Raw genomic sequence first — 23,910 nt, forward strand, 5'->3', positions numbered from 1 at the left:
GAATTTGAATGATGTTGAGCATGACCGGTTGAAATGAAGGTTGCCATTAGAGCAAAAAGCCCGTTTAACCGGTTAAAAATATTATAAAAACGATTAAGGGTTACTATGAACATTAAGAACATCACTCAGTTACCTGATGGGTACCTGAATAAGACACCTATATTCCAATTTATCCTGCTTTCCTGCTTATTTCCGCTTTGGGGATGCGCAGCAGCATTGAACGATATTTTAATCACACAGTTTAAAAGCGTCTTTGAACTCAGTAACTTTGCTTCTGCATTAGTGCAAAGCGCGTTCTATGGTGGTTACTTTTTGATTGCGATCCCTGCGTCATTAGTGATCAAAAAAACCAGTTATAAATACGCGATTATGATCGGATTGATCTTGTATATTGCGGGTTGTTCCATGTTTTTCCCAGCATCACACATGGCAACTTACACTATGTTCTTAGCGGCGATTTTTGCTATCGCGATTGGTTTAAGCTTCCTTGAAACCGCAGCGAATACCTACAGTTCGATGATTGGTCCAAAACAGTACGCGACACTGCGTCTGAATATCAGCCAAACCTTCTACCCAATTGGTGCCGCAGGTGGGATTTTACTGGGCAAATATTTAGTTTTCTCAGAAGGGGAAAGCCTACAAAGCCAAATGGCAGGAATGGATGCGACTCAAATCCATGAATTCCGTTTAGCCATGCTGGAAAACACCCTTGAACCATACCGTTATATGATCATGGTATTGGTTGTGGTGATGATCCTGTTTTTACTGACGAAATTCCCGAAATGTAAAGTGGCAGAAACTGCGGAACATAAACGTCCTTCTGCACTGGATACCTTAAAATATTTAGCTAAAAACAGTCGCTTTAGAAAAGGGATCATCGCCCAGTTCCTATATGTGGGAATGCAAGTTGCTGTTTGGTCGTTCACCATCCGTTTAGCGCTAGAAATGGGGGATATCAACGAGCGAGATGCCTCTAACTTTATGGTGTACAGCTTCGCCTGTTTCTTTATTGGTAAATTCATTGCCAACATCTTAATGACTCGCTTTAACGCTGATAAAGTACTGATTATTTATTCGATTATTGGTGTGCTGTTCCTGGTGTATGTGGCCTTTATGCCGAGCTTCACTGCAGTGTATGCGGCGGTATTAGTGAGCATTCTGTTTGGACCATGCTGGGCAACTATCTATGCTGGTACGCTGGAAACGGTCGATAATGAACATACCGAAATGGCGGGTGCGGTGATTGTGATGGCGATTGTCGGCGCGGCAGTTGTACCTGCAATCCAAGGCTATGTCGCGGATATCACTCACTCTCTGCAACTCTCTTTCTTAGTCTCAATGCTGTGCTTCGTCTACGTGGGCATCTATTTCGTCGGCGAACGTCGCTTTAAAGCGAAACAACAAGCCAAATAATTCGCTATTGCTCAGGGTAGGCGCTGTGCCTACCCATCTTTACTTCAAACCGTGAGTATGACAATGAACACAATTATCCCGTTACATAAACGCTTATTTACGGAAAAACCGACCTTAGTTTTGAAAAATAGCCAGTTTTCCGTTTCCGCCTTTGTTTACCAATCTGGCGTGCAAGGGCTGCGGGTTGAAAACTCGCAGGGGCACTTAACCATTTTGCCATTTTTAGGGCAGATGATTTGGGATGCTGAATTTTGCGGGCAAAATCTGAAAATGGAAAATATGTTTTCAGAACCCAAGCCTGTTCCAACCGTAATTGAAACCTATGGCTGCTTCGCTTTCCATTCTGGATTAATCAGTAATGGTTGCCCATCGCCAGAAGATAATCACCCATTACACGGGGAAATGCCCTGTGCACCAATGGATAGCGCATGGCTTGAATTGACTGAAACCAGCCTTAAAGTGTGCGGTGAATATGAGTATGTGATGGGCTTTGGTCACCATTATCGTGCCGCGCCATCCGTACAATTAAATGCGGATAGTGCACTGTTTGATATTCACATGTCAGTGACTAACTTAGCGTCTGTACCAATGCCGCTTCAATATATGTGCCATATGAACTACGCCTATGTGGATGATGCCACCTTGACGCAAAATATTCCTGAGCAGGCAATTAAGTTGCGGGAGTCTATTCCAGGGCATGTACACCCAACTCAAAAATGGCTCGATTTTAACCAAGCGCTCAAGTCTGGAGAGGTGACGCTAAATCAATTAAATCAGCCGCAGATGTGTGACCCTGAGATTGTCTTCTTTATGGATAATTTGAGCCAATACACTGCCAGTCCTGAATTTAAAATGCGGTCACCAGCAGGCAATACCTTTGTAACTCGTTTTAAATCGAATGAGCTAAATTATGCGACACGCTGGATTTTATATAATGGTGATCAAAAAGTAGGGGCCTTTGTGTTACCTGCAACCTGCCGCCCTGAAGGGTTTATTGCCGCTAAAAATAACCAGACGCTGATTTGGCTAGAAGCCGGAGAAAACCGTCAATTTACGGTGACAACGGGTGTAGAGCAGTAACTTTTTTACTAAGGCTGCCGTTGAGCAGCCTTTTATTCATATTGTTGACACTCTTCTTGTAAGTCATCAAGTAAGCTTTGCGCATCAAATATAGGAGTGCTTTTCCCATTCGGTAGCATCATGATTGCCGTTTGAATATTGGCACTTGCCATATCCGGTAAGATTTCTGTCATCAAATGTTCTAGTGTCATCGGTAGCGGATAACATTCTGCCCATTCATCCGTCAAACACAGTTCTACGTACTCTTTCGCAGCCCATAGCGGTAAAAATAAGCGGTGGTCATCATTCTGCGCGGTCACTAATCCATCATGGTTAGCTAATGTCCAAACCTGTTCCCAATCAGCAACTTTGCCAACAAAATAGAGATATCGGCGATGAGGGGAGAGCAATAGAACATTGTTGATCTCTTGCTTTTTAGGCGAAAAATAGGCGCTATTCATTATTGGATTACCTAAAAAGTAATTGATAATTATTGAGATAACTAGGTGAATAATTGTTATCTTAGCAGTTATTCACTCACTATTTAGAGTGTTATATTTTACACAGCAAATTAGTTTTCAATGTCAGTTTAGGGCAATAAGACATGATAGAAGCACTACTCGAAAAATATGCCATTGGCATGACCATCATTGCCGTTTGTTTAGCCTTGTATTTGTTTTTCGAGGTTTTACATAAGCGACATAAACATAAGCGAAAAAGCATTTTGGTGCATGGCATTCAGACCATGGTTCTATGTGTAATGGTGCTAGTGGCAGCACAATCTATCGATATGGCAACCAGTGATTTTGATTTAACCTTTATCTCGACATCACTAATTAACTTAATTGCCATATCGGTGATTGCATTAATTATCACGCGAAAATTCTTTCAGTTGGTTAACCGCCTTGAAAAGAAACAGATTAAAAAAGGGAGTGACCCTACCTCCGCACGTATCATTGCTCGAGTGTTTAAGACCGCCGTCATTGTCATTATTATACTGTTATTTGGCGAACATTTTGGCATGAGCCTATCAGGATTAATGGCATTTGGCGGCATTGGCGGTATCGCTATCGGTATGGCGGGTAAAGATATCCTGAGTAACTTTTTCTCTGGGATCATGCTGTACTTTGATCGTCCGTTCAATATAGGAGATTGGGTCAGTTCACCGGATAGAAATATCGAAGGTACGGTGGTGGAGATTGGCTGGCGCATCACTAAGATTGTCACTTTTGACCATCGCCCGCTGTATATTCCCAACTCACTGTTTTCCTCTATTAGTGTTGAAAACCCAGGACGAATGACCAATCGACGAATAAAAACGGAAATCGGTTTACGTTATGAGGATGCCGACAAGATCAGTGCGATTGTGGACGATATCCGTACAATGCTGAAGCAAGATGAGAACATCGATACTGGGCAAACAATATTGGTTTATTTCGATGCGTTTGCCGATTCTTCCCTGAATATTATGGTGTATTGTTTCACCAAAACGACGGTTTGGGCGGAATGGTTAGATGCTCAGCAAGCGGTTTACTTGAAAATTATTGAGATAGTAAAAAGCCACAATGCGGACTTTGCGTATCCATCTCAAACGCTGTATGTGGAAAGAAACAAGTAACCTCGTTATCCTCGACAGTTAACCGACTGATTCACTACTGAGAGTGTTTGTTTCGGTCGGTTAATCTGCAAATAATTTATTTTTTATGGTTTATGCTTAAAAAGCCAGCCTGTCTGCGCTTAAATTTTTATGCGATTAACCAGTGAGTTATAAAAAATATTTAACCTAGGCAAAACTGAATAATTTTGCATTAATTCTGACTATTTCAATCTCAGTATCTATCAAGTATATTGAGCCCCTCTTTACCTCAGCTAACCAAGAGCCAGACTGCTATGAAGAAAATCAATGTGGCATGTAGCCAGGGGGTCGCTATCTATTTTACCGGTCATTTCCAGTGGGTAGATATTCGCGATGCACAGTTAAATAATATTGCTGCGGTTGTGCTTTCTGAACAAGATGCCAACCAAGGACTGTGGAAGAGAGTTGCTGACAGTAAACTCAGTATTCCGCTGTTTGTCATTAGTGATAAACAGCTACCGGACAATGCCTCAATACCTGATTATTTAACCGCGCTCTTACCGCCAGCACCTGCTGCGCGTGAAGAAAATAGCCGCCAGTTACGTGATGCTGCAAACCAATATCTTGAGCAGTTATTACCGCCATTTTTTGCACGCATGATGGACTACGCCGCGGGTCATAATGTGACATTTGCATGCCCAGGGCACCAAGGCGGACAATTTTTCCGTCGCCACCCAACTGGCGAGCAGTTTTATCAATTCTACGGTGAAAACCTCTTTCGTACTGATTTGTGTAACGCCGATGTGGCGATGGGGGATTTGCTGATCCACGAAGGTGCTGCAAAAGAAGCCCAGAAATTTGCCGCGAAAGTCTTTAATGCGGATAAAACGTACTTTGTACTGAATGGCACTTCATCATCCAATAAAGTGGTGCTGAATGCCTTATTAACACCAGGTGATTTAGTGCTGTTTGACCGCAATAACCATAAATCTAACCATCATGGCGCCCTGATCCAAGCGGGGGCAACACCCGTTTACCTAGAAACGGCACGTAACCCATTTGGTTTTATTGGCGGGATTGATGCTCATTGTTTTACCGAAAGCTATCTGCGTAATGCGGTAAACGACGTGATGCCAGAAAAAGCGCAGCTTGAAAAACCGTTTCGCCTTGCCGTGATCCAGCTTGGCACCTATGACGGCACGGTGTACAACGCAAGGCAAGTGGTGGATAAAATTGGGCACCTTTGCGAATACATTCTATTTGACTCTGCATGGGTGGGTTATGAACAGTTTATTCCGATGATGCGCCAATGCTCGCCTTTATTGCTGGAATTGAATGAAAATGATCCCGGCATCATGGTGACGCAATCTGTTCACAAGCAGTTAGCTGGTTTTTCGCAAGCTTCACAGATCCATAAAAAAGATAATCATATCAAAGGACAGGATCGCTTTGTCTCCCATAAAAAGCTGAATAACGCATTTATGATGCATGCCTCTACTAGCCCGTTTTATCCGCTATTTGCCTCACTCGATGTGAACGCACGTATGCACCAAGGTGCGGCGGGAGAAATGATGTGGATGGTGTGTGTGAGGCAAGGAATTGAGGTACGCAAATCCATTATTCAACACTGCCGTCACTTTAGGCCGTTTGTGCCTGAGCTCGTGGATGGCAAGCCGTGGCATGAATATCCAACCGAACAAATTGCGTCGGAGCAGCGCTTTTTTAATTTTATACCGAAAGAGCGTTGGCATGCCTTTGATGGCTACGCGCAAGATCAATATTTCGTTGATCCTTGCAAGCTGATGCTGACGACACCGGGGATTGATGTCGAAAGTGGGGAGTATGAATCTTTCGGGGTGCCTGCCACGATTTTGGCGCATTTTCTGCGTGAACATGGTGTGATCCCTGAAAAATGTGATTTAAACTCGATTCTATTCCTGCTAACACCTGCTGAATCTCGTGAAAAGCTCGAGTTGTTGGTGTCCCACCTAGTACGATTTGAACAACTTTTGGATGAAGATGCGTTATTGGAAGACGTTTTACCTTCAGTGTATCAGCGTTATCAAGATCAGTATCAAGGTTACACTTTACGTCGATTATGCCAAGAAATGCATCAATTGAGCGTAGATTTCAATATTAAGCAGCTACAAAAAGAGATGTTCCGTAAGGCGCATTTTCCACAAGTCAAAATGAACCCACAACAGGCTCATGTTGAGTTTATTCGTGGCAATGTGGAACTATTGCCGCTGGATGAGTTAGAAGGGCGTATTGCCGCAGAAGGGGCATTACCTTATCCACCAGGAGTACTGTGTGTTGTGCCGGGGGAAGTGTGGGCAGGTCCAGTCTTGCAATACTTTAAGGCGTTAGAGGCCGGAATTAATGCGTTACCCGGTTTTGCGCCAGAGTTACAAGGTGTCTATATCTCGAAAAATGAAGATGGACCAAAACGCGTGTATGCACATGTTTTGAAATAAATTTATTCGTATTCAGACATCACGCATAGATTTTGCCGAATGAGATAGTTAAATTGGGATCCGCAAATGTGGATCCCGATTGACGATAAGGCAACCCTATGACGAAAAAGATTATTCTCGACTGTGACCCTGGGCATGACGATGCTATCGCTATGCTACTGGCTTACGGTAATCCAGACATCGATTTACTCGCCGTCACCACGGTTGCAGGCAACCAAACCCTTGAAAAAGTCACCCGCAACGCACTCGCAATCGCTGAAATGGCGAATATTCGCGGCATTCCTTTTGCGGCAGGCTCCGCACGTCCCTTAGTGCGAGAAGTGGAAGTTGCACCGGATATTCACGGAGACTCTGGATTAGATGGTCCAGAGTTACCGACGCCAACGCTGTCATTAGATGGGCGTCACGGAGTGAATCTGATCATTGATACCATTATGTCCCACCCGCCAAAAACCATTACGCTGGTTCCTACCGGTGCGTTAACCAATATCGCTTTAGCAGCAAGATTGGAGCCACGGATAGTTGAACGAGTGAAAGAGGTCGTGCTGATGGGGGGCGGTTACCATGTAGGAAACTGGAGCCCAGTAGCTGAGTTCAATATCAAGATTGACCCTGAGGCAGCACACATTGTTTTCAATGAGAAATGGCCTCTGACGATGGTTGGATTAGATTTAACTCATCAAGCATTGGCAACTGAAGATGTGGTCGCAAAAATCGCTCAAATTGATACGCAATGTTCGCAGTTTGTTGTCGAATTATTGGATTTCTTTGGGAAAATGTACAAACAGGCACAAGGTTTTGATGCGCCGCCAGTGCATGATCCTTGCGCGGTTGCCTATATTATTGACCCTTCCGTCATGACCACGCAGAAAGTCCCTGTGGATATTGAATTGACGGGAACACTCACGCTTGGAATGACTGTGGCAGATTTTCGCCATCCAGCCCCAGCGGATTGCCACACGCAGGTAGCGGTAAAATTAGACCGCGACAAGTTTTGGCAAATGGTCATCGACGCACTGAAGAATATTGGTTAATGGGATTGTATTTAACATGAATAGTGAATTAGAACAGATGCCTTACGAGGCATTAATCGAACGCAGCATGAATTCCCTGCAACTGAAAAACCAGTTCCATTGTGATAATTGGAAACTGGACGAAGCCAGTTGGTCGGTGGATCAAGATGAAGGCACCATTATTTTTCATGCGCCAGATAATGTGATGGTCACTGCACCAGTGCAAATTATTGGGACATATGACCAACATGTGGGTAGTTGGATGTGGGGCTGGGCTAATAGCTCCATTGAAGAGCCATTAATGCGAGATGCAATTGCGGTTAAAGCTTACGGTGAACGGCAAGATAATAGCTTGCTGACTTCCCGTGTGAGCGATATCGAAGAGTATGATGCATGGCAGTTGGCGGCATTGGCATGTGAGTTGAATGAGCAGCAAGGTGTTTATCGCGGCGTTGCAGGCAGCACACTTATTTTTATGACTTTCGGTCAAGTTTCCCTCCAAAAAATATAAACCAGAAGCGCCTTTTTTATTGTTGATAAAAAGGGCGTCAGGTTTCAGTCTGTTTATTCTTGCCAGCTAAATGATTAGCTTGCTAATTTTTATTCAGAAAAAGTGTTTTTCTATATGCGTTATATTCAGAAAATAAGAAAGTATTGGAACGTACATATTTTCTATTTTTTCATGAAACGCATAAGGAACCTTACATGTACGAAGGTCAAAAACCGGAAAAGGCATTACCTGAGAGCGCACAACTGCAATGGGTTATCCAAGGGATGGGGGTTTACAATACCCTCAAAGTCACACTAGAAAATCACATAACGAATATCACGAATAAAGTAGATAGCAATCATGAAATTCTGAAGGAAAAACTGGATGATAAGCATGATTCTGCTTTGGCAAGAATGGATGATAGTTGTGGTGTGTTGCAAGAAAAAATAGATGCTTTACAAATAAAAATGGATGAGCGATGCAACACTTTGCAAGAGAAGATGGATGAACGGTGTAATGCCTTACAAACAAAAATGGATGAACGATGTGATGCTTTGCAAACAAGGATGGATGAGAGATGTAGTACTTTGCAAGAAAAAATGGATGAACGGTGTAGTGCTTTGCAAGCAAGAATGGATATTCGATGCGATGCTTTGCAAGAAAAGATAGATGATAAATATAATATATTAGTTCAGTCTATTTTGAGATCAGAACAATCAGTTCTTAACCAGATTAAGGATATGCAATCCGCTAATTTAAAATGGTTTATTGGGATTATTGTTGGCACAGGTATTGCATTTTATAAAGTATTTACCATGAGCCCATGAGGTTGAAATCCAGCCAACTTCTTCTTGCTTTTTAATTAGTTGAATATCGATAGATCATTATTAAAACAAAAATCCCAGAAAGTTGCTTAATTCCTCGAAAATGATCCGCACAGTTTATTATGACAAAAGAAAGCCAGCTGTTAAAATGCGGCTTTCTTTTGCTATTTCACAACAGCATAAGCCTTAAATTCGATATCAACGCCAAAAGACCAACATGCAACAAAATCAAACGATAGAACAAAATACACCATCAACAATTGGTGGTTACAAAAACCTTAACCGCTTTTCGGTTGCGCCAATGCTCGATTGGACCGACCGTCATTGCCGTTACTTCCATCGCTTATTAACGAAAAATACGTTGTTGTATACGGAAATGGTGACAACAGGTGCGATTATTTATGGCAAAGGTGATTACCTAGCTTACAGTGAAGAAGAGCATCCTGTCTCTTTACAATTAGGGGGCAGTGACCCCGTCGCACTCGCTCAATGTGCCAAACTTGCCGAAGAACGCGGTTACGATGAAATTAACCTAAACGTCGGTTGCCCATCAGATCGCGTACAGAATGGTCGTTTTGGCGCGTGCTTGATGGCGGATGCTCAGCTGGTGGCAGACTGTGTAAAAGCGATGCGTGATGTGGTTTCTATCCCTGTTACGGTGAAAACGCGTATTGGGATTGATGAGCAAGATAGTTACGAATTCTTATGTGAATTTATCGATACAGTCTCTACAAAAGGTGACTGTGAGATGTTTATTATCCATGCACGTAAAGCGTGGTTATCAGGTTTAAGCCCGAAAGAAAACCGTGAAATTCCACCATTGGATTACCCGCGGGTATATCAATTAAAGCGTGATTTTCCTCATTTAACGATGGCGATAAATGGCGGAATTAAGACCCTTGAAGAAGCTAAAGAGCATTTAAAATATTTGGATGGTGTAATGGTTGGGCGCGAAGCGTATCAAAATCCGTCTATTTTAACCGCAGTAGATAATCAATTGTTTGATGAAAATATGCCTATTGTTGATAGCGTTGCGGCGGTGCGCAGTATGTATCCGTATATCGAAAATGAGCTCTCTAAAGGCGCTTATTTAGGGCACATGACTCGCCATATGTTAGGGATTTTCCAAGGTATTCCAGGGGCTCGCCAGTGGCGTCGTCATTTAAGTGAAAATGCTCATAAACAAGGCGCAGATCTCTCTGTGGTTGAACAAGCCCTCGCATTTGTGACTCGTGGCGAGTAAATATTACTTAAATGGAATTTTGATTTTTATTGATGCTGACCGAATAATATTATCTGCATGTTATGATTAAATTCATTTAATCAATAGGAAGATGCGGATGAAAAGATTAATGACAGCTTCGTTGCTACTGCTGGTTGCTGGGTGCTCAAGTTCAGGTGGACAAATGCGGGAACCACCAAAGCAGGATCCTTATGAGGGAACAGTGTACAACACCATTAAAGAGAACCAGCAAATCTATAAAGATCAGCAGGCTCATAAAGGACACTATTAGTTAAAATTGAAATTATCAGGCATTTAAAAGCGCCAGTTATTGCAGACTGGCGCTTTTTTATTGATTAAGGAATTAGCAGACTAGAGCCTTGGGTTTTGCGTTGTTCCAGTGTTTGGTGTGCTTTTTGCACATCTTTCAGCGCAAAAATTTGTGATGAAGGAACATCCACATTGAGTTTGCCACTTAAAATCATATCAAACAGAGCTTTACTTGCTTGGTTTAACTCTTCTCTGTTAGTGACATAACCGCCAAGTGATGGGCGGGTTACATACAGGGAACCTTTTTGATTTAAGATCCCTAAATTAACACCCGTCACGGCACCTGAGGCATTACCAAAGCTTACCATTAAGCCCCGACGTTTCAGTGAGTCTAAAGAGGCTAGCCAAGTTGCCTGACCTACTGAGTCATACACCACATTGACTTTTTCACCCTTCGTAATTTCTTTCACACGCTCAGCAATATTTTCGGTTTGGTAATTAATGACTTCCCATGCGCCTGCGGCTTTCGCACGCTGCGCTTTCTCGTCTGAGCCTACCGTACCAATCATTTTTGCACCTAACGCTTTTGCCCATTGGCAGGCAATTAAGCCCACGCCGCCAGCGGCTGCATGGAATAAGAAAATTTCATCTTTTTGAACTTGATAGGTTTGGTTTAGCAGGTAATAAACAGTCATTCCTTTCAATGAACAAGCTGCGGCTTGCTCAAACGTAATGCCATCTGGGAGATGTGCAACCGCACTTTCGGGAACATTATGCACTTCGCTATAAGCCCCTAATGGACCTTGAGCATAAACGACGCGGTCACCCGGTTTGAAACCGGTTACTTGAGAGCCGGTTTTAACGACGATGCCAGCAGCTTCAGTGCCAAGCCCACATGGCAAGCTTGCAACTGGGTATAACCCACTACGAACGTAAGTATCAATAAAGTTGATGCCAATTGCGCGGTTTTCAATTTGAATTTCGTTTTCCGCAGGAGCGTTCGGGGAATAGTCAACAAAATTGAGAACTTCAGGACCACCATGTTGCGAAAATTCAATACGTTTTGCCATGATCATCTCCAATGGGTGAGTTTGTTTTTATTAACAGTATCAATAGCGCCATCATAACGCGATGCTTTAATAAGAAGAATTATCGGTTTGTGCGCTGCGTTAAGATAGCGGCTGTAATAATATCTTGTATAGATAACAAGAAAGACGCCACATGACACCTCAGATTGGCGTATACTAACTGTTGGTTAATTATAGACGTGGATATTTCAAGTATGGCTAAAAAACCCTCCTCAGATTACAAGACAAACCCACCGCGCGATCAGCAAATGGAAGGATTAAAACTTCCACCGCACTCTATCGAAGCGGAACAGTCTGTATTGGGGGGACTGATGTTGGACAACGAACGTTGGGACACCGTATCCGAGCGTGTCACTTCAGCCGATTTTTTTAGCCGCCCTCACCGTACTATCTTCGGGCAAATGCAAATCCTGCTGGAGCAGGGCAAGCCGATTGACTTGATCACATTGTCAGAATCCCTTGAGCAACAGGGTGAATTGGACAGTGTGGGGGGCTTTGCATACTTAGCCGAATTATCAAAAAACACCCCAAGTGCGGCGAACATCAATGCTTATGCGGATATCGTCCGTGAACGTGCAATTGTACGCGATATGATTTCTGTCGCTAATGACATCGCGGACGCGGGGTATGATCCTCAAGGGCGTAGTAGTGAAGATTTATTAGATTTCGCAGAGTCCAAAGTTTTCCAAATTGCGGAATCGCGAGCGAATAAAGATGAAGGTCCAAAAGGGATTGAAGCAATCTTGTCGGAAACGGTTGAAAAAATTGAACAACTCTATCAGCAACCTCACGACGGGGTGACTGGGGTTTCTACTGGTTACCAAGATTTAGACAAGAAAACCGCAGGGTTACAAGGTTCTGACTTAATTATTGTTGCTGCACGTCCATCAATGGGTAAAACCACATTTGCGATGAACTTATGTGAAAATGCGGCAATGACCGAAGAAAAGCCAGTTCTTATCTTCAGCTTAGAGATGCCCGGTAACCAGATCATGATGCGTATGTTAGCGTCACTTTCCCGTGTCGACCAAACTCGTATTCGTACAGGGCAGCTTGATGATGAAGATTGGGCACGCATCTCGAGCACCATGGGCATATTGATGGAAAAACGTAATATGTATATCGATGACTCTTCGGGACTCACACCAACGGAAGTACGTTCTCGCGCACGGCGAATCTACCGTGAACATGGTGGATTAAGTCTGATCATGATCGATTACCTACAGTTAATGCGTGTGCCTGCTTTGTCGGATAACCGAACGTTAGAAATTGCAGAAATTTCTCGCTCTCTCAAAGCATTAGCTAAAGAATTGAATGTACCTGTTGTCGCGCTTTCTCAGCTAAACCGTAGTTTGGAGCAACGTGCGGATAAACGCCCAGTGAACTCCGACTTACGTGAATCAGGCTCCATCGAGCAAGATGCTGACTTAATTATGTTTATCTATCGTGACGAGGTCTATCATGACAACAGCGACCTCAAAGGGGTTGCTGAAATTATTTTAGGTAAACAGCGTAATGGTCCTATCGGGACGGTAAGATTGACGTTTAATGGGCAGTGGTCGCGGTTTGATAATTATGCGGGACCGGCCTACGACGACGAATAACCTAACCTCGTCATACTTTACACTGTGGCGTTGTTGGCTGCGTTCGCTAACCTGAGTCACATACTTGTGTATGCTCCTAGGGATAGCTTCGTTTACCGCCTTGCTACAGTTCAAACTATTTAGAGCTTATACGTATAGAAGATTAAAGATTAAATAAGTTAAATTTTAAAATGAATAATTAAGAGGAAGAAATGAAAGCGGCAACAGCATTAATAAACCGCCGCGCTCTGCGACACAACTTGCAACGGGTTAGAGAATTGGCGCCGAATAGCCGTCTGATTGCAGTTGTTAAAGCAAACGCTTATGGTCATGGATTAATTGGGGTTGGCACAGAAATTCAAGGGAGCGTCGACGGATTTGGTGTTGCACGTTTAAATGAAGCTTTGCTTCTTAGACATCAAGGCGTGACAAAACCGATTGTTTTATTAGAGGGTTTCTTTGAGCAATCTGATTTGCAGTTGATGGTGGAATATCACATCGATACGGTGATCCACTGCGTTGAACAACTGGAAATGCTGGAAAGTGCACAGCTCGCTAAAAAAATTAAAGTCTGGATGAAACTCGATACCGGTATGCACCGCCTTGGTATTCTTCCTCAACATGCAGAGAGTTTTTACCAGCGTCTACAAAGCTGTAGCAACGTTGATTTACCTATCAATATTGTTAGTCATTTCTGTCAGGCTGATGCGCCTGAGCTTCCCACAACTCAGAAGCAAATCGAATGTTTTCAACAGTTTGTTTCTGACAAGCCCGGTGAGAAATCTATCGCTGCTTCCGCAGGGATTCTGTTATGGCCTGAAGCTCATTATGACTGGGTTCGTCCGGGTATCATGATGTATGGCGCCTCCCCGCAAGAAGGCAAAAGTGCAGCTAGCTTCGGTTTATTGCCAGTGATGACGCTAAAGTCCACTTTGATTGCAGTCAGAGAACATTCGGCAGGGCAGTGTGTTGGTTATGGTGAAACATGGTGCAGTGAACGTAATACCCGCCTTGGCGTGGTAGCAATTGGCTACGGAGATGGTTATCCACGTAACGTACCATCGGGGACACCAGTTCTTGTAAATGGACGAAAAGTGCCAATTATTGGGCGAATTTCCATGGACATGACTGTCGTGGATTTAGGTCCAGATGCCACCGATAAAGTGGGGGATGATGTCATTCTCTGGGGAAATGCTCTGCCAGTAGAAGAAATTGCCACACAAACAGGCATTATTAACTATGAACTTCTAACGAAATTAACCTCTAGAGTCGCAATGGAATATGTAGACGAATAGGTTTTAAAGGGTTATTTTCACTAGACAAAAGCAATAAAGAAAACCTACAAGTGGGAGATATCCTGTGTACCAACATGTTGATGCTTATCCGGGCGATCCAATCTTATCGCTGATGGATGAATTTAATAAAGATACTCGTGAAGGCAAAATTAACCTGAGTATTGGTCTTTATTATGATGCAGAAGGGAAAACCCCTGAGCTGGAAACCGTCGGCACAGCGAAAGCTGCTCTGAGCAAACTTCCAGCAAGTGCATCGTTATATCTGCCAATGGAAGGTTTGAAAGATTACCGTACTGAATTACAAAAATTAGTATTTGGTGCAGATTGCCCACTGATTGCACAAGAGCGTATTGCAACCGTACAAACCATCGGTGGCTCCGGTGCCCTGAAAATTGGCGCAGATTTTTTACACCATTATTTCCCAAATTCTGAAGTTTGGTGCAGTAACCCGACATGGGAAAACCACGCTTCTATTTTCTCTGGTGCAGGTACAAAAGTTCATTACTACCCTTACTTTGATGAAAAGACCAAAGGGGTTAAGTTTGATGAAATGCTGGAAACTTTCAAAAAGTTACCAGAAAACAGCATTATCTTAATGCACCCATGCTGCCATAACCCAACGGGCTCCGATTTAACACCGGCTCAATGGGATGAAGTGACAAAAGTGGCACTTGAACACAAATTGATTCCATTCTTAGACATCGCGTATCAAGGTTTTGCTGAAGGGATCAATGAAGATGCTTACGCCATTCGCGCAATGGTTAAAGCGGGCTTACCTGTCTTTGTAAGCAACTCATTCTCCAAAATCTTTGGTATCTATGGAGAACGTGCGGGCGGTTTATCCGTTATCTGTAAGGATAAAGATGAGCGTGACCGTGTGTTAGGTCAGCTGAAAGCGGGTGTTCGTCGCCTGTATTCAAGCCCACCGTCTAATGGTGCAAAGATTGTGGCTGCGGTACTCACTGATAGCCAGCAAAAAGCGAAATGGTTGGAAGAAGTCGAAGAGATGCGTCTGCGTATTCTTGAGATGCGAACTGTACTCGTGGATGAGCTGAAAAAAGCTCTGCCAAACAAAAACTTCGACCATTTATTAAAACAGCGCGGTATGTTTAGTTACACTGGGTTCTCTCAACAGCAAGTTGATCGCTTGAAAGACGAATTTGCGGTTTACTTGGTTGGAACTGGTCGTGTGTGTATGGCTGGTGTGAATCGCCATAATGTGAAACGCATTGTGGAAGCATTTGCGGCTGTGAGCTAATAACAAATTGTTATTTAAGCATTAAAAAGGGGGAACAGTGTGTTCCCCTTTTTGTATTCAGACTTATTTAGTATCCACGAGCTAGGATCGGTTTTAAAAAGCGTGCTGTATGGGATTTTTCACATTCAGCAACTTCCTCTGGGGTTCCAGAAATTAAAATCTCACCGCCTCCACTACCACCTTCCGGTCCTAAATCAACAATCCAGTCTGCCGTTTTGATGACATCTAAGTTATGCTCGATAACCACGATGGTATTACCTTGGTCTCGTAACTGATGCAGGACGACTAACAGCTGTTGAATATCGGCAAAATGCAGTCCTGTGGTTGGTTCATCCAAGATATAGATGGTTTGCCCTGTTCCTCGTTTAGATAACTCGCGAGCTAATTTCACGCGTTGAGCTTCACCGCCAGATAATGTGGTGGCGGATTGACCTAAACGAATATATGACAAGCCAACATCCATCAGGGTTTGTAGCTTACGAGCCAGAGCAGGAACAGCATCAAAGAACTCACGAGACTCTTCGATGGTCATATCCAGCACTTCATGGATACTTTTACCTTTATATTTAATTTCTAAGGTTTCGCGGTTATAGCGTTTGCCTTTACATTGGTCACACGGCACATACACATCCGGCAAGAAATGCATTTCAACTTTAATCACGCCATCGCCTTGACAAGCCTCACAGCGCCCACCTTTCACGTTAAAGCTAAAACGCCCTGGGTTATAGCCACGAGTACGTGATTCTGGTACACCAGCGAATAGCTCGCGGATCGGCGTAAATATCCCTGTGTAAGTTGCAGGGTTTGAACGAGGCGTTCGTCCAATAGGGCTCTGGTCGATGTCGATAACTTTATCGAAATGCTCTAAACCTTCGACATGAGCATAAGGTGCAGGGTTAATCACCGTTGCACCATTCAATTGGCGCTGCGCAATTGGGAATAACGTATCATTAATCAGCGTTGACTTTCCTGAGCCTGAAACCCCTGTAATACACGTAAATAAGCCAACGGGAATCGTTAAGGTGACATTCTTCAGGTTGTTACCCGTTGCGCCAACGACGGTGAGCACTTTATCTTTATTAAAAGGAACGCGAGCTTGTGGGATCTCAATTCGGCGTTCTCCACTCAAGAATTTACCTGTTAGAGATTCTGGATTAGAAACAATATCGTCCAGTGTACCTTGTGCTACGATTTGCCCACCATGAACCCCCGCACCGGGTCCAATATCAATCACATGGTCAGCGGCACGAATCGCATCTTCGTCATGCTCAACTACAATCACGGTATTGCCGAGATTACGCAGGTGAACCAGCGTTTCGAGTAAGCGGTCATTATCCCGTTGATGTAATCCGATTGACGGTTCATCTAACACATACATGACACCAACCAGACCCGCACCAATTTGGCTAGCCAAACGAATACGCTGAGCTTCGCCACCGGATAACGTCTCTGCGGAACGGGAAAGCGTTAAATAATTCAGACCCACGTTAACTAAGAACCTTAGACGATCGCTGATTTCTTTCAGTACTTTTTCAGCGATTTGAGCTCGCTGCCCGCTGAGTTTTAAGTTTTGGAAAAATTCCATCGCATGACCAATGCTGTAGTCAGCAATTTCTGGCAGTGTTGTATTTTCTACAAACACAAAACGGGCTTCTTTACGTAGGCGGGTTCCGCCACAAGTTACACAAGGGCGATTGCTAATGTATTTAGCCAATTCCTCGCGCACCGCAGTAGATTCTGTTTCTTTATAGCGGCGCTCCATATTGTTAAGAACGCCTTCGAATGGATGGTGACGTACGGTGATATCGCCACGATCGTTACGGTATTTAAACTCAATGCTTTCTTTACCTGAGCCATATAAAATCACTTTTTGAATGGCTGGGCTGAGTGACTCATAAGGCGCTTCAACATCAAATTTGTAGTGCTCACCTAATGACATGAGCATTTGAAAATAATAGAAATTACGACGATCCCAACCGCGAATTGCACCGCCCGCGAGAGAGATTTCTGTATTTTGAAGCACACGCTCAGGGTCAAAGAACTGCTGAACCCCTAAACCGTCACAACTTGGGCAAGCCCCGGCCGGATTATTGAAAGAGAACAGGCGTGGCTCTAACTCCATCATGCTATAGCCACACACCGAGCATGCAAAATTGGCGGAGAACACGAGCTCTTCGGCTTTCGGGTCGTCCATATCGGCGACAACTGCAGTACCACCCGAAAGTTCTAGTGCAGTTTCAAAGGATTCAGCAAGTCGCTGAGCAATATCCTCACGCACTTTGAAGCGGTCAACGACTACTTCAATGGTATGTTTTTTCTGTAATTCAAGCTTTGGTGGATCGGATAAGTCACAAACTTCACCATCAATACGGGCGCGGATATAGCCTTGACTCGCCAAGTTATCGAGTAACTTAACATGCTCACCTTTACGCTCTTTTACCACAGGGGCAAGCAGCATCATTCTACTGTCAGTGGGTTGTGCGAGAACGTTATCCACCATTTGGCTGACAGTTTGCGCGGCTAGCGGAATATTATGATCAGGGCAGCGAGGTTCACCAACACGGGCAAACAGCAAACGCAGATAATCATGAATTTCAGTAATTGTCCCGACAGTTGAACGCGGGTTATGAGAAGTCGATTTTTGTTCAATGGAGATAGCGGGGGATAGCCCTTCAATATGGTCGACATCTGGCTTTTCCATTAAGGATAAGAACTGACGAGCATAAGCGGATAGAGACTCAACATAACGACGCTGACCTTCGGCATAGAGGGTATCAAAGGCAAGGGATGACTTCCCTGAGCCAGATAGCCCCGTAATAACTATCAGCTTGTCTCGGGGGATGATGAGATTGATGTTTTTTAGGTTATGCGTGCGAGCGCCGCGGACTTCGATATTCTCCATTTACCACTTCCCGAATGAATTGATAGTGAACAAAAATAAACTTGGCAGTACGAATAAACGAAAGAGCAAGTATTAACGAACAAGTTAGTATTGCACAAAATTTGCTGAATGGATATACAGTATATGTGCTCTTTATATTTCATTCCAGAGGGTGAAGATGACAACTTATCTGTAGTGTGAATAATTAGCGTCTATACTAAAAACCAGTAATGCAGATTTCACTTAAATTTGGAAAGCGCTTCGCAACTTCTCATCAAGCAATCTCAATTTATGGTGCAATACAGATAGGTCGTGTTAAACTTCACGGTCAGTCCAGAGATTAAAAATTCAATGCATCAGGAGTAACAAATGGCCAGCAGAGGCGTAAATAAAGTAATTCTTATCGGTAACTTAGGACAAGATCCAGAAATCCGTTATATGCCTAACGGCGGAGCTGTCGCTAACCTGACTCTGGCAACTTCTGAAAGTTGGCGTGACAAGCAAACCGGTGAAATGCGTGAAAAAACAGAATGGCACCGTGTTGTTATTTTCGGCAAATTAGCGGAAGTTGCCGGCGAATATCTGAAAAAAGGTTCACAAGTTTATATTGAAGGTTCACTGCAAACACGTAAATGGCAAGACCAAAGTGGTCAAGATCGTTACAGCACCGAAGTTGTGGTGAATATCGGCGGTTCAATGCAAATGTTGGGTGGTCGTGGTGGTGATGCACCATCACAAGGTCAAAGCGGCGGACAAGGCAGTTGGGGTCAACCACAACAGCCACAAGCAGCGCAACAGTTCAGTGGCGGCGGCGCAGCACCAGCGCGTTCACCAGCACCACAATCGAATGAACCACCAATGGATTTTGATGACGATATCCCGTTCTAATTTTTCTATTAGAAAATTAAAGTCATTAAATAAAGCCCTTAAATTTAAGGGCTTTATTTTTTATGGAAAACTTAATTCAAGTTATCACAACACAACAATATTTTGTGATGCGTCTCTCATTTGAAATCCGCAACCAAGAAAAACGAAAAAAAGGGTTGTGAAGGTTAGGATTTTATGGTTTCTTAAATGCAGCAAACACAATAACGAAAAATCAGACAGACTTTAACTAGACAGAATTAAATTACAGGAAAACCCCGTGAAAATGACTGCTAACCGTTCAAACCTACTACTTACCGCGCCACTAGCCGCGGTAGTCGTGCGTGTGGTGGTGGTCGTGGGCTTAGCGCCGTAACGGGAACAAATCACGCGATTTAGAAACCCCGCCGGCGCAAACCGAGCGGGGTTTTTTTATGACCTAAAACTCGGATCCGCAGGCTAGTGAAGGAATAAAAAATTATGAGCGAGTCGGGCACAACATCACCACAAAAAACCTGTTTTACAGGCGCAGAATTAATCGTCCATTTGTTGGAAGAACATGGAATTACTCTTGTTTCTGGGATTCCGGGCGGGGCGGCATTGCCATTCTACGATGCACTGGGACAGAGCAAAAAAATTCGTCACATACTGGCGCGCCATGAGCAAGGTGCTGGCTTCATTGCGCAAGGAATCGCACGTAGCACAGGTAAAGCCGCGGTCTGTATTTCTTCAAGTGGTCCCGGTGCTACGAACTTAGTCACTGCCATTGCGGATGCCAAACTGGACTCTATTCCATTGGTTTGCATCACTGCGCAGGTGCCTTCCTCTATGATTGGTACTGATGCATTTCAGGAAGTGGACACTTACGGTATTTCAATTCCGATTACTAAGCATAATTATTTGGTGCGGAGTATCGAAGAGTTGCCTCGGGTTATCTGCGAAGCCTTTCGCATCGCTGAATCAGGGCGTCCGGGACCTGTTTGGATTGATATTCCGAAAGATGTTCAAACAGCAACCATTGAATTAGAGACCTTGCCAGAGGTTTTACCGAAGGATAAAACACCAAGCTTCGATATGGAGAAAGTGATCCAAGCGGCGGAGATGATCAACCGAGCTAAGCGGCCAGTGCTTTATTTTGGTGGTGGGGTGATTAGCTCAGACTCGACTGCGACGGCTATCGCATTTGCAGAAAAAGCCTCGTTACCAACCACGATGACGTTGATGGCTTTAGGAACCATTCCAATGCGCCATCCGCTGTATTTGGGTATGTTGGGTATGCATGCGGCGCGTAGTACTAATATGGTAATGGAAGAGTCTGATTTACTGATTGTTATTGGTGCACGTTTTGACGATCGTGCGATTGGTAAAGCAGAAAAGTTTTGTCCAAATGCCAAAATTATTCATGTGGATATCGATAAAGCTGAAATCAGTAAAATTAAGCGTCCTGATATTGCGATTCATGCGGATGCAGGGCAAATCTTAGAATTACTGCTGCCATTAGTTGAGCGTAATGATCGTCAAGAATGGGTACAGCAAGTTAATGATCTGAAAACTCATTATCCGCTGAATTTAGCGAATGCGGATGATCCGTTAGATCACTATGGTTTAGTCTTAGCGACGGCAAGAGCTGCGGGTGAAGAGGCGATTGTAACAACAGATGTGGGGCAGCATCAGATGTGGGCTGCACAAGTTTACCCATTATCGCGTCCTCGCCAATGGTTGACGTCAGGTGGTTTGGGTACGATGGGCTTTGGATTACCTGCCGCCATTGGTGCTGCCTTAGCTCACCCAGATAAAACTATCGTGTGTTTTTCTGGCGATGGTAGCTTGATGATGAATATTCAGGAATTAGCTACTGCTGCCGAGCATCAGTTAAACATTAAAATTATTTTAATGAATAACCAAGCATTGGGAATGGTGTACCAGCAGCAAGATCTGTTTTTTGAAAATCGGATATTTGCTGCAGCTTATCCTTATCAGACGGATTTTATTAAGATTGCTTCTGGGTTTGGTTTCCAAACGTGTGATTTGAATAATGAGACCGATCCTGAAATGGCGCTGGAAGCGATTATGAACACTAAAGGACCGTGCTTAATTCATGCCTTGATTGATGTGAATCAGAAGGTATATCCAATGGTTCCTCCTGGTGCCGCTAATATTGATATGATCGGAGCGTAATTATGGTATTTGAACATCATCCAATCGCCTTAGAATTAATTGTTCGTAACCATCCGGGCGTCATGTCACATATTTGTGGGTTGTTTGCTCGTCGAGCATTTAACGTGGATGGCATTTTGTGTATGCCAATTAAAGATAAGGACGAAAGTAGAATCTGGTTATTAGTTCAGAAAGATGAACGCTTATCTCAGATGGTTAACCAAGTTGAAAAGCTAGAAGATGTCCGTGAAGTGCGTTTTAGCGATGACCTTCGCGTATTTGAAATTATGCAGGATTATGTGCAGTAATTCTTAATGAGCATGATTGGCCTACAGGGATGGTAGGCTGATAAATTAAACGCCATCACTTAAATGAGCATAGGTCATCACGACAGTGGCATGGACATCCCCTTCAATACATAAATAAGCGTGAGGGAAATCTCCGCTGAAGGCATAAAAATCCCCAGCGTCAAGTACCACACTATGTTCATCGTCCAATCGCAGCATTAAGGAACCTGAGTGCACCATAATATGCTCATGGGTACCCACCATGTGGGCGGGACTGTTAATAATCGCGCCTCTCTTCATACTTAGCTGCCAGATCTCAGACACATTTCCCATGCTAATGCGGAATTTAAATTGTTCTAAATAGTCGCCTTCGAGTGGTGTCGATTTTACTAAATAGGGATAGGATTCATTTTGGCGTGTAAATAAATCACTGAGAGGAAAACGTAGTGCGGCAGCTATGGATTCTAAAGTGTCGATACGCGGGTTCGAATCTCCCGATTCAAGCTTAGAGAGGGCGGCTTTAGAAATACCGGATAAGTGTGATAGCTCACTGAGAGACAAATTTCTCGCTTGGCGCAATAAACGAACTTTCTGACCAATTTTTATATTTATTTTATTTTCCATGATATTACTTTCCTACATCTAGCTTCCATGAACTCTAATTTCTGCTGCCAATTCTAACATCTTAAATATGAAATGTCAGAAATTCGATATTATGAAAATAATATTTTGCTGGTAGATGATAAATGGAAAGATAAATTTTTAATGCATTGTTGTAAATATAATATTTCTTATTTTTGAGTGTCTTATTTTGTTGATTAAATTCGTGGTATAATTTATTTGCATTATTCTGATAGATAAACATACAACAGCTTTTTATTTCAATTAAATAATAATATTTTGGAGTTTATATCCGCTGGGTGATTCTAATTTAGCGGATTAATACAAAAATGAGCCCTGACAATCAGCGTTTCCAACATTTTCGACGTTCTGCCTCTTTTGCTATTTTTACGATTACAACCAGCATTGCTGTTATCGGTATTGTGATTGGTCTCAGTATCCCTATGGTGGCGCTGAGACTGAATAATTTTGGTGTCGGGGAATTGTATATTGGCATTATTTCTGCCGCGCCCGCGTTGGGAATGTTTTTAATCGCGCCAGTGGTACAGCGTATTGTGCGGTGGAGTGGTAAGCGCAAAGCGATGCTTATCGCTACGATTATTTCCGCTATCAGTTTATTACCTTTATTGAGTTCACTACCGTTATGGTTACTGTTTCCGCTACGGTTGATTACGGGGTTAGCCAGTGGAGTGATGATTTGCTTAGGAGAGACATGGATCAATGAGCTATCTCCGGAAAACAAACGTGGGCGTATATTAGCGATTTACACGACCGTGTTTACTGTCAGCCAGCTATTAGGTCCCTCTTTTATTGCTTACTATGGCGTGGAAGATAAATCGCCACTATTCATTTGTACGCTAATTCACTTAATTTCAGTTGCTTTATTCCTAGTGATGGATCAGAAAATCGGGGATAAGCTAACCGAAACAGCCTCTGAATCTCATTTTTCGATCACGCAGTTTGTGAAAGTCGCCCCCGGAATCTGTGCTGGCATTTTATTTTTTGCTTTTTTTGATGGTACGATTCTATCTATGTTCCCGATTTATGGCATGGGAATGGGGCATACAGAAGCAGTTGCTGCGATGATGATCAGTGCGATTCTGGCAGGGGATGCCATCATGCAATTGCCTTTTGGCTGGCTTGCTGACCATATGAATCGCGAAAAATTGTACCGCATTTGTGGTGTTGTCACGCTAGGGGCGAGCATATTGTTGCCCTTCTGGATTACGCATACTTACTTTATTTGGGTATTACTGTTTGTGCTAGGCGCAACGGCGGGTGCAATTTATACCATTGCATTGGTACAAATAGGACAATATTTCAGGGGTAATGAGCTCATTATTGCGAATGCCGCAGCAGCTATGTTATGGGGAATTGGTAATCTTTCAGGTCCGTTATTAGCGGGGGCTGCAACTGCGATTTCACCTTCTGGTTTACCTATTTTGCTGATTGGGATTGCCGGATTATTTTTATGGTTTACCCGTGAAAAATACGGTGCACAGGCAATTCAGCAGCAAGCGCAATAGAATCTACTC

The 23,910-nt window shown here is 43.4% G+C and carries 21 protein-coding genes; 17 read left to right on the plus strand and 4 right to left on the minus strand.

From position 1 onward, the window contains the following. Nucleotides 1-105: 105 nt before the first annotated feature. The gene (gene fucP / locus PROVALCAL_RS06230; RefSeq protein ID WP_006658295.1) at nucleotides 106-1,413 is read left to right on the plus strand and encodes an L-fucose:H+ symporter permease; all 1,308 of its coding nucleotides are present in this window, start codon (nucleotides 106-108) and stop codon (nucleotides 1,411-1,413) included. A gap of 63 nt (nucleotides 1,414-1,476) precedes the next feature. Next, complete coding sequence (locus tag PROVALCAL_RS06235) at nucleotides 1,477-2,493, plus strand: aldose 1-epimerase family protein (protein WP_006663305.1); 1,017 nt, start codon at nucleotides 1,477-1,479, stop codon at nucleotides 2,491-2,493. 32 nt (nucleotides 2,494-2,525) lie between these two features. Here PROVALCAL_RS06235 and PROVALCAL_RS06240 read toward each other — a convergent pair whose 3' ends face one another. Continuing rightward, a complete protein-coding gene (locus tag PROVALCAL_RS06240; RefSeq protein WP_006658298.1) occupies nucleotides 2,526-2,933 on the minus strand; it encodes a DUF2750 domain-containing protein in 408 nt (135 codons plus the stop codon). 143 nt (nucleotides 2,934-3,076) lie between these two features. Between PROVALCAL_RS06240 and PROVALCAL_RS06245 the strand changes: the two genes are divergently transcribed. The 7 genes from PROVALCAL_RS06245 (at nucleotide 3,077) to PROVALCAL_RS19735 (ending at nucleotide 10,363) form a co-directional block, all read left to right on the plus strand. After that, the gene (locus PROVALCAL_RS06245) at nucleotides 3,077-4,090 is read left to right on the plus strand and encodes a mechanosensitive ion channel family protein (RefSeq protein WP_006658299.1); all 1,014 of its coding nucleotides are present in this window, start codon (nucleotides 3,077-3,079) and stop codon (nucleotides 4,088-4,090) included. 272 nt (nucleotides 4,091-4,362) lie between these two features. Beyond that, nucleotides 4,363-6,522 (plus strand): ornithine decarboxylase, encoded by a 2,160-nt coding sequence (locus PROVALCAL_RS06250; protein ID WP_006658300.1) that lies wholly within the window; start codon nucleotides 4,363-4,365, stop codon nucleotides 6,520-6,522. A 98-nt stretch (nucleotides 6,523-6,620) separates the two neighbouring features. After that, nucleotides 6,621-7,556, plus strand: a complete 936-nt coding sequence (gene uriH / locus PROVALCAL_RS06255) for a uridine-preferring nucleoside hydrolase UriH (RefSeq protein WP_006658301.1) — start codon at nucleotides 6,621-6,623, stop codon at nucleotides 7,554-7,556. A gap of 16 nt (nucleotides 7,557-7,572) precedes the next feature. Next, nucleotides 7,573-8,046, plus strand: coding sequence for a DUF6882 domain-containing protein (locus tag PROVALCAL_RS06260; protein ID WP_039861687.1), 474 nt, complete (start codon nucleotides 7,573-7,575; stop codon nucleotides 8,044-8,046). Between the two features lie 194 nt (nucleotides 8,047-8,240). Beyond that, nucleotides 8,241-8,852 (plus strand): hypothetical protein, encoded by a 612-nt coding sequence (locus tag PROVALCAL_RS06265; protein ID WP_006658303.1) that lies wholly within the window; start codon nucleotides 8,241-8,243, stop codon nucleotides 8,850-8,852. Nucleotides 8,853-9,066: 214 nt separating this feature from the next. Beyond that, on the plus strand, nucleotides 9,067-10,092 hold the full coding sequence (gene dusA, locus PROVALCAL_RS06270; protein WP_006658304.1) for a tRNA dihydrouridine(20/20a) synthase DusA: 1,026 nt from the start codon (nucleotides 9,067-9,069) through the stop codon (nucleotides 10,090-10,092). A 97-nt stretch (nucleotides 10,093-10,189) separates the two neighbouring features. Next, nucleotides 10,190-10,363 (plus strand): hypothetical protein, encoded by a 174-nt coding sequence (locus tag PROVALCAL_RS19735; protein WP_006663299.1) that lies wholly within the window; start codon nucleotides 10,190-10,192, stop codon nucleotides 10,361-10,363. A gap of 64 nt (nucleotides 10,364-10,427) precedes the next feature. On the opposite strand, the gene PROVALCAL_RS06275 is transcribed toward PROVALCAL_RS19735, so the two are convergent. Beyond that, a complete protein-coding gene (locus tag PROVALCAL_RS06275) occupies nucleotides 10,428-11,411 on the minus strand; it encodes a quinone oxidoreductase (protein ID WP_039861688.1) in 984 nt (327 codons plus the stop codon). 212 nt (nucleotides 11,412-11,623) lie between these two features. Here PROVALCAL_RS06275 and dnaB point away from each other — a divergent pair, with 212 nt between their 5' ends. From dnaB to PROVALCAL_RS06290, 3 genes are all read left to right on the plus strand, one after another. Then, nucleotides 11,624-13,033, plus strand: coding sequence for a replicative DNA helicase (gene dnaB, locus PROVALCAL_RS06280; RefSeq protein WP_006658307.1), 1,410 nt, complete (start codon nucleotides 11,624-11,626; stop codon nucleotides 13,031-13,033). A 191-nt stretch (nucleotides 13,034-13,224) separates the two neighbouring features. Next, nucleotides 13,225-14,307, plus strand: coding sequence for an alanine racemase (gene alr / locus PROVALCAL_RS06285; RefSeq protein ID WP_006658308.1), 1,083 nt, complete (start codon nucleotides 13,225-13,227; stop codon nucleotides 14,305-14,307). Nucleotides 14,308-14,371: 64 nt separating this feature from the next. Continuing rightward, a complete protein-coding gene (locus PROVALCAL_RS06290) occupies nucleotides 14,372-15,565 on the plus strand; it encodes an amino acid aminotransferase (RefSeq protein ID WP_006663296.1) in 1,194 nt (397 codons plus the stop codon). A gap of 67 nt (nucleotides 15,566-15,632) precedes the next feature. Here the strand turns inward: PROVALCAL_RS06290 and uvrA are convergent, their stop codons facing one another. After that, complete coding sequence (gene uvrA, locus PROVALCAL_RS06295; RefSeq protein WP_006658310.1) at nucleotides 15,633-18,467, minus strand: excinuclease ABC subunit UvrA; 2,835 nt, start codon at nucleotides 18,465-18,467, stop codon at nucleotides 15,633-15,635. 348 nt (nucleotides 18,468-18,815) lie between these two features. Here uvrA and PROVALCAL_RS06300 point away from each other — a divergent pair, with 348 nt between their 5' ends. From PROVALCAL_RS06300 to ilvN, 4 genes are all read left to right on the plus strand, one after another. After that, nucleotides 18,816-19,334 carry a single-stranded DNA-binding protein gene (locus tag PROVALCAL_RS06300; protein WP_006658311.1) on the plus strand — a complete coding sequence of 173 codons (519 nt, stop codon included), beginning with the start codon at nucleotides 18,816-18,818 and terminating at the stop codon, nucleotides 19,332-19,334. A gap of 262 nt (nucleotides 19,335-19,596) precedes the next feature. Continuing rightward, nucleotides 19,597-19,686 (plus strand): ilvB operon leader peptide IvbL, encoded by a 90-nt coding sequence (ivbL, locus tag PROVALCAL_RS19550; protein ID WP_108479355.1) that lies wholly within the window; start codon nucleotides 19,597-19,599, stop codon nucleotides 19,684-19,686. Nucleotides 19,687-19,790: 104 nt separating this feature from the next. Further along, nucleotides 19,791-21,488, plus strand: coding sequence for an acetolactate synthase large subunit (gene ilvB / locus PROVALCAL_RS06305; protein WP_006658313.1), 1,698 nt, complete (start codon nucleotides 19,791-19,793; stop codon nucleotides 21,486-21,488). Between the two features lie 2 nt (nucleotides 21,489-21,490). Continuing rightward, a complete protein-coding gene (ilvN, locus tag PROVALCAL_RS06310) occupies nucleotides 21,491-21,775 on the plus strand; it encodes an acetolactate synthase small subunit (RefSeq protein WP_006658314.1) in 285 nt (94 codons plus the stop codon). A 45-nt stretch (nucleotides 21,776-21,820) separates the two neighbouring features. Here the strand turns inward: ilvN and PROVALCAL_RS06315 are convergent, their stop codons facing one another. After that, nucleotides 21,821-22,378, minus strand: a complete 558-nt coding sequence (locus PROVALCAL_RS06315) for a helix-turn-helix domain-containing protein (protein ID WP_006658315.1) — start codon at nucleotides 22,376-22,378, stop codon at nucleotides 21,821-21,823. A 326-nt stretch (nucleotides 22,379-22,704) separates the two neighbouring features. Here PROVALCAL_RS06315 and PROVALCAL_RS06320 point away from each other — a divergent pair, with 326 nt between their 5' ends. Beyond that, nucleotides 22,705-23,901, plus strand: coding sequence for an MFS transporter (locus PROVALCAL_RS06320; RefSeq protein ID WP_006658317.1), 1,197 nt, complete (start codon nucleotides 22,705-22,707; stop codon nucleotides 23,899-23,901). Nucleotides 23,902-23,910 lie beyond the last annotated feature (9 nt).

It is taken from the genome of Providencia alcalifaciens DSM 30120, assembly GCF_000173415.1.
Classification (GTDB): domain Bacteria; phylum Pseudomonadota; class Gammaproteobacteria; order Enterobacterales; family Enterobacteriaceae; genus Providencia; species Providencia alcalifaciens.

What these genes read in the sequence shown, in the direction of transcription:
- ilvB (WP_006658313.1), top strand. Translation starts at nt 19,791, where the DNA reads ATGAGCGAGTCGGGCACAACATCACCACAAAAAACCTGTTTTACAGGC.
- PROVALCAL_RS06260 (WP_039861687.1), top strand. Translation starts at nt 7,573, where the DNA reads ATGAATAGTGAATTAGAACAGATGCCTTACGAGGCATTAATCGAACGC.
- PROVALCAL_RS06265 (WP_006658303.1), top strand. Translation starts at nt 8,241, where the DNA reads ATGTACGAAGGTCAAAAACCGGAAAAGGCATTACCTGAGAGCGCACAA.
- PROVALCAL_RS06245 (WP_006658299.1), top strand. Translation starts at nt 3,077, where the DNA reads ATGATAGAAGCACTACTCGAAAAATATGCCATTGGCATGACCATCATT.
- fucP (WP_006658295.1), top strand. Translation starts at nt 106, where the DNA reads ATGAACATTAAGAACATCACTCAGTTACCTGATGGGTACCTGAATAAG.
- PROVALCAL_RS06320 (WP_006658317.1), top strand. Translation starts at nt 22,705, where the DNA reads ATGAGCCCTGACAATCAGCGTTTCCAACATTTTCGACGTTCTGCCTCT.
- PROVALCAL_RS06315 (WP_006658315.1), bottom strand. Translation starts at nt 22,378, where the DNA reads ATGGAAAATAAAATAAATATAAAAATTGGTCAGAAAGTTCGTTTATTG.
- uriH (WP_006658301.1), top strand. Translation starts at nt 6,621, where the DNA reads ATGACGAAAAAGATTATTCTCGACTGTGACCCTGGGCATGACGATGCT.
- uvrA (WP_006658310.1), bottom strand. Translation starts at nt 18,467, where the DNA reads ATGGAGAATATCGAAGTCCGCGGCGCTCGCACGCATAACCTAAAAAAC.
- PROVALCAL_RS19735 (WP_006663299.1), top strand. Translation starts at nt 10,190, where the DNA reads ATGAAAAGATTAATGACAGCTTCGTTGCTACTGCTGGTTGCTGGGTGC.
- PROVALCAL_RS06300 (WP_006658311.1), top strand. Translation starts at nt 18,816, where the DNA reads ATGGCCAGCAGAGGCGTAAATAAAGTAATTCTTATCGGTAACTTAGGA.
- ilvN (WP_006658314.1), top strand. Translation starts at nt 21,491, where the DNA reads ATGGTATTTGAACATCATCCAATCGCCTTAGAATTAATTGTTCGTAAC.
- dnaB (WP_006658307.1), top strand. Translation starts at nt 11,624, where the DNA reads ATGGCTAAAAAACCCTCCTCAGATTACAAGACAAACCCACCGCGCGAT.
- alr (WP_006658308.1), top strand. Translation starts at nt 13,225, where the DNA reads ATGAAAGCGGCAACAGCATTAATAAACCGCCGCGCTCTGCGACACAAC.
- ivbL (WP_108479355.1), top strand. Translation starts at nt 19,597, where the DNA reads ATGACTGCTAACCGTTCAAACCTACTACTTACCGCGCCACTAGCCGCG.
- PROVALCAL_RS06275 (WP_039861688.1), bottom strand. Translation starts at nt 11,411, where the DNA reads ATGGCAAAACGTATTGAATTTTCGCAACATGGTGGTCCTGAAGTTCTC.
- dusA (WP_006658304.1), top strand. Translation starts at nt 9,067, where the DNA reads ATGCAACAAAATCAAACGATAGAACAAAATACACCATCAACAATTGGT.
- PROVALCAL_RS06250 (WP_006658300.1), top strand. Translation starts at nt 4,363, where the DNA reads ATGAAGAAAATCAATGTGGCATGTAGCCAGGGGGTCGCTATCTATTTT.
- PROVALCAL_RS06235 (WP_006663305.1), top strand. Translation starts at nt 1,477, where the DNA reads ATGAACACAATTATCCCGTTACATAAACGCTTATTTACGGAAAAACCG.
- PROVALCAL_RS06240 (WP_006658298.1), bottom strand. Translation starts at nt 2,933, where the DNA reads ATGAATAGCGCCTATTTTTCGCCTAAAAAGCAAGAGATCAACAATGTT.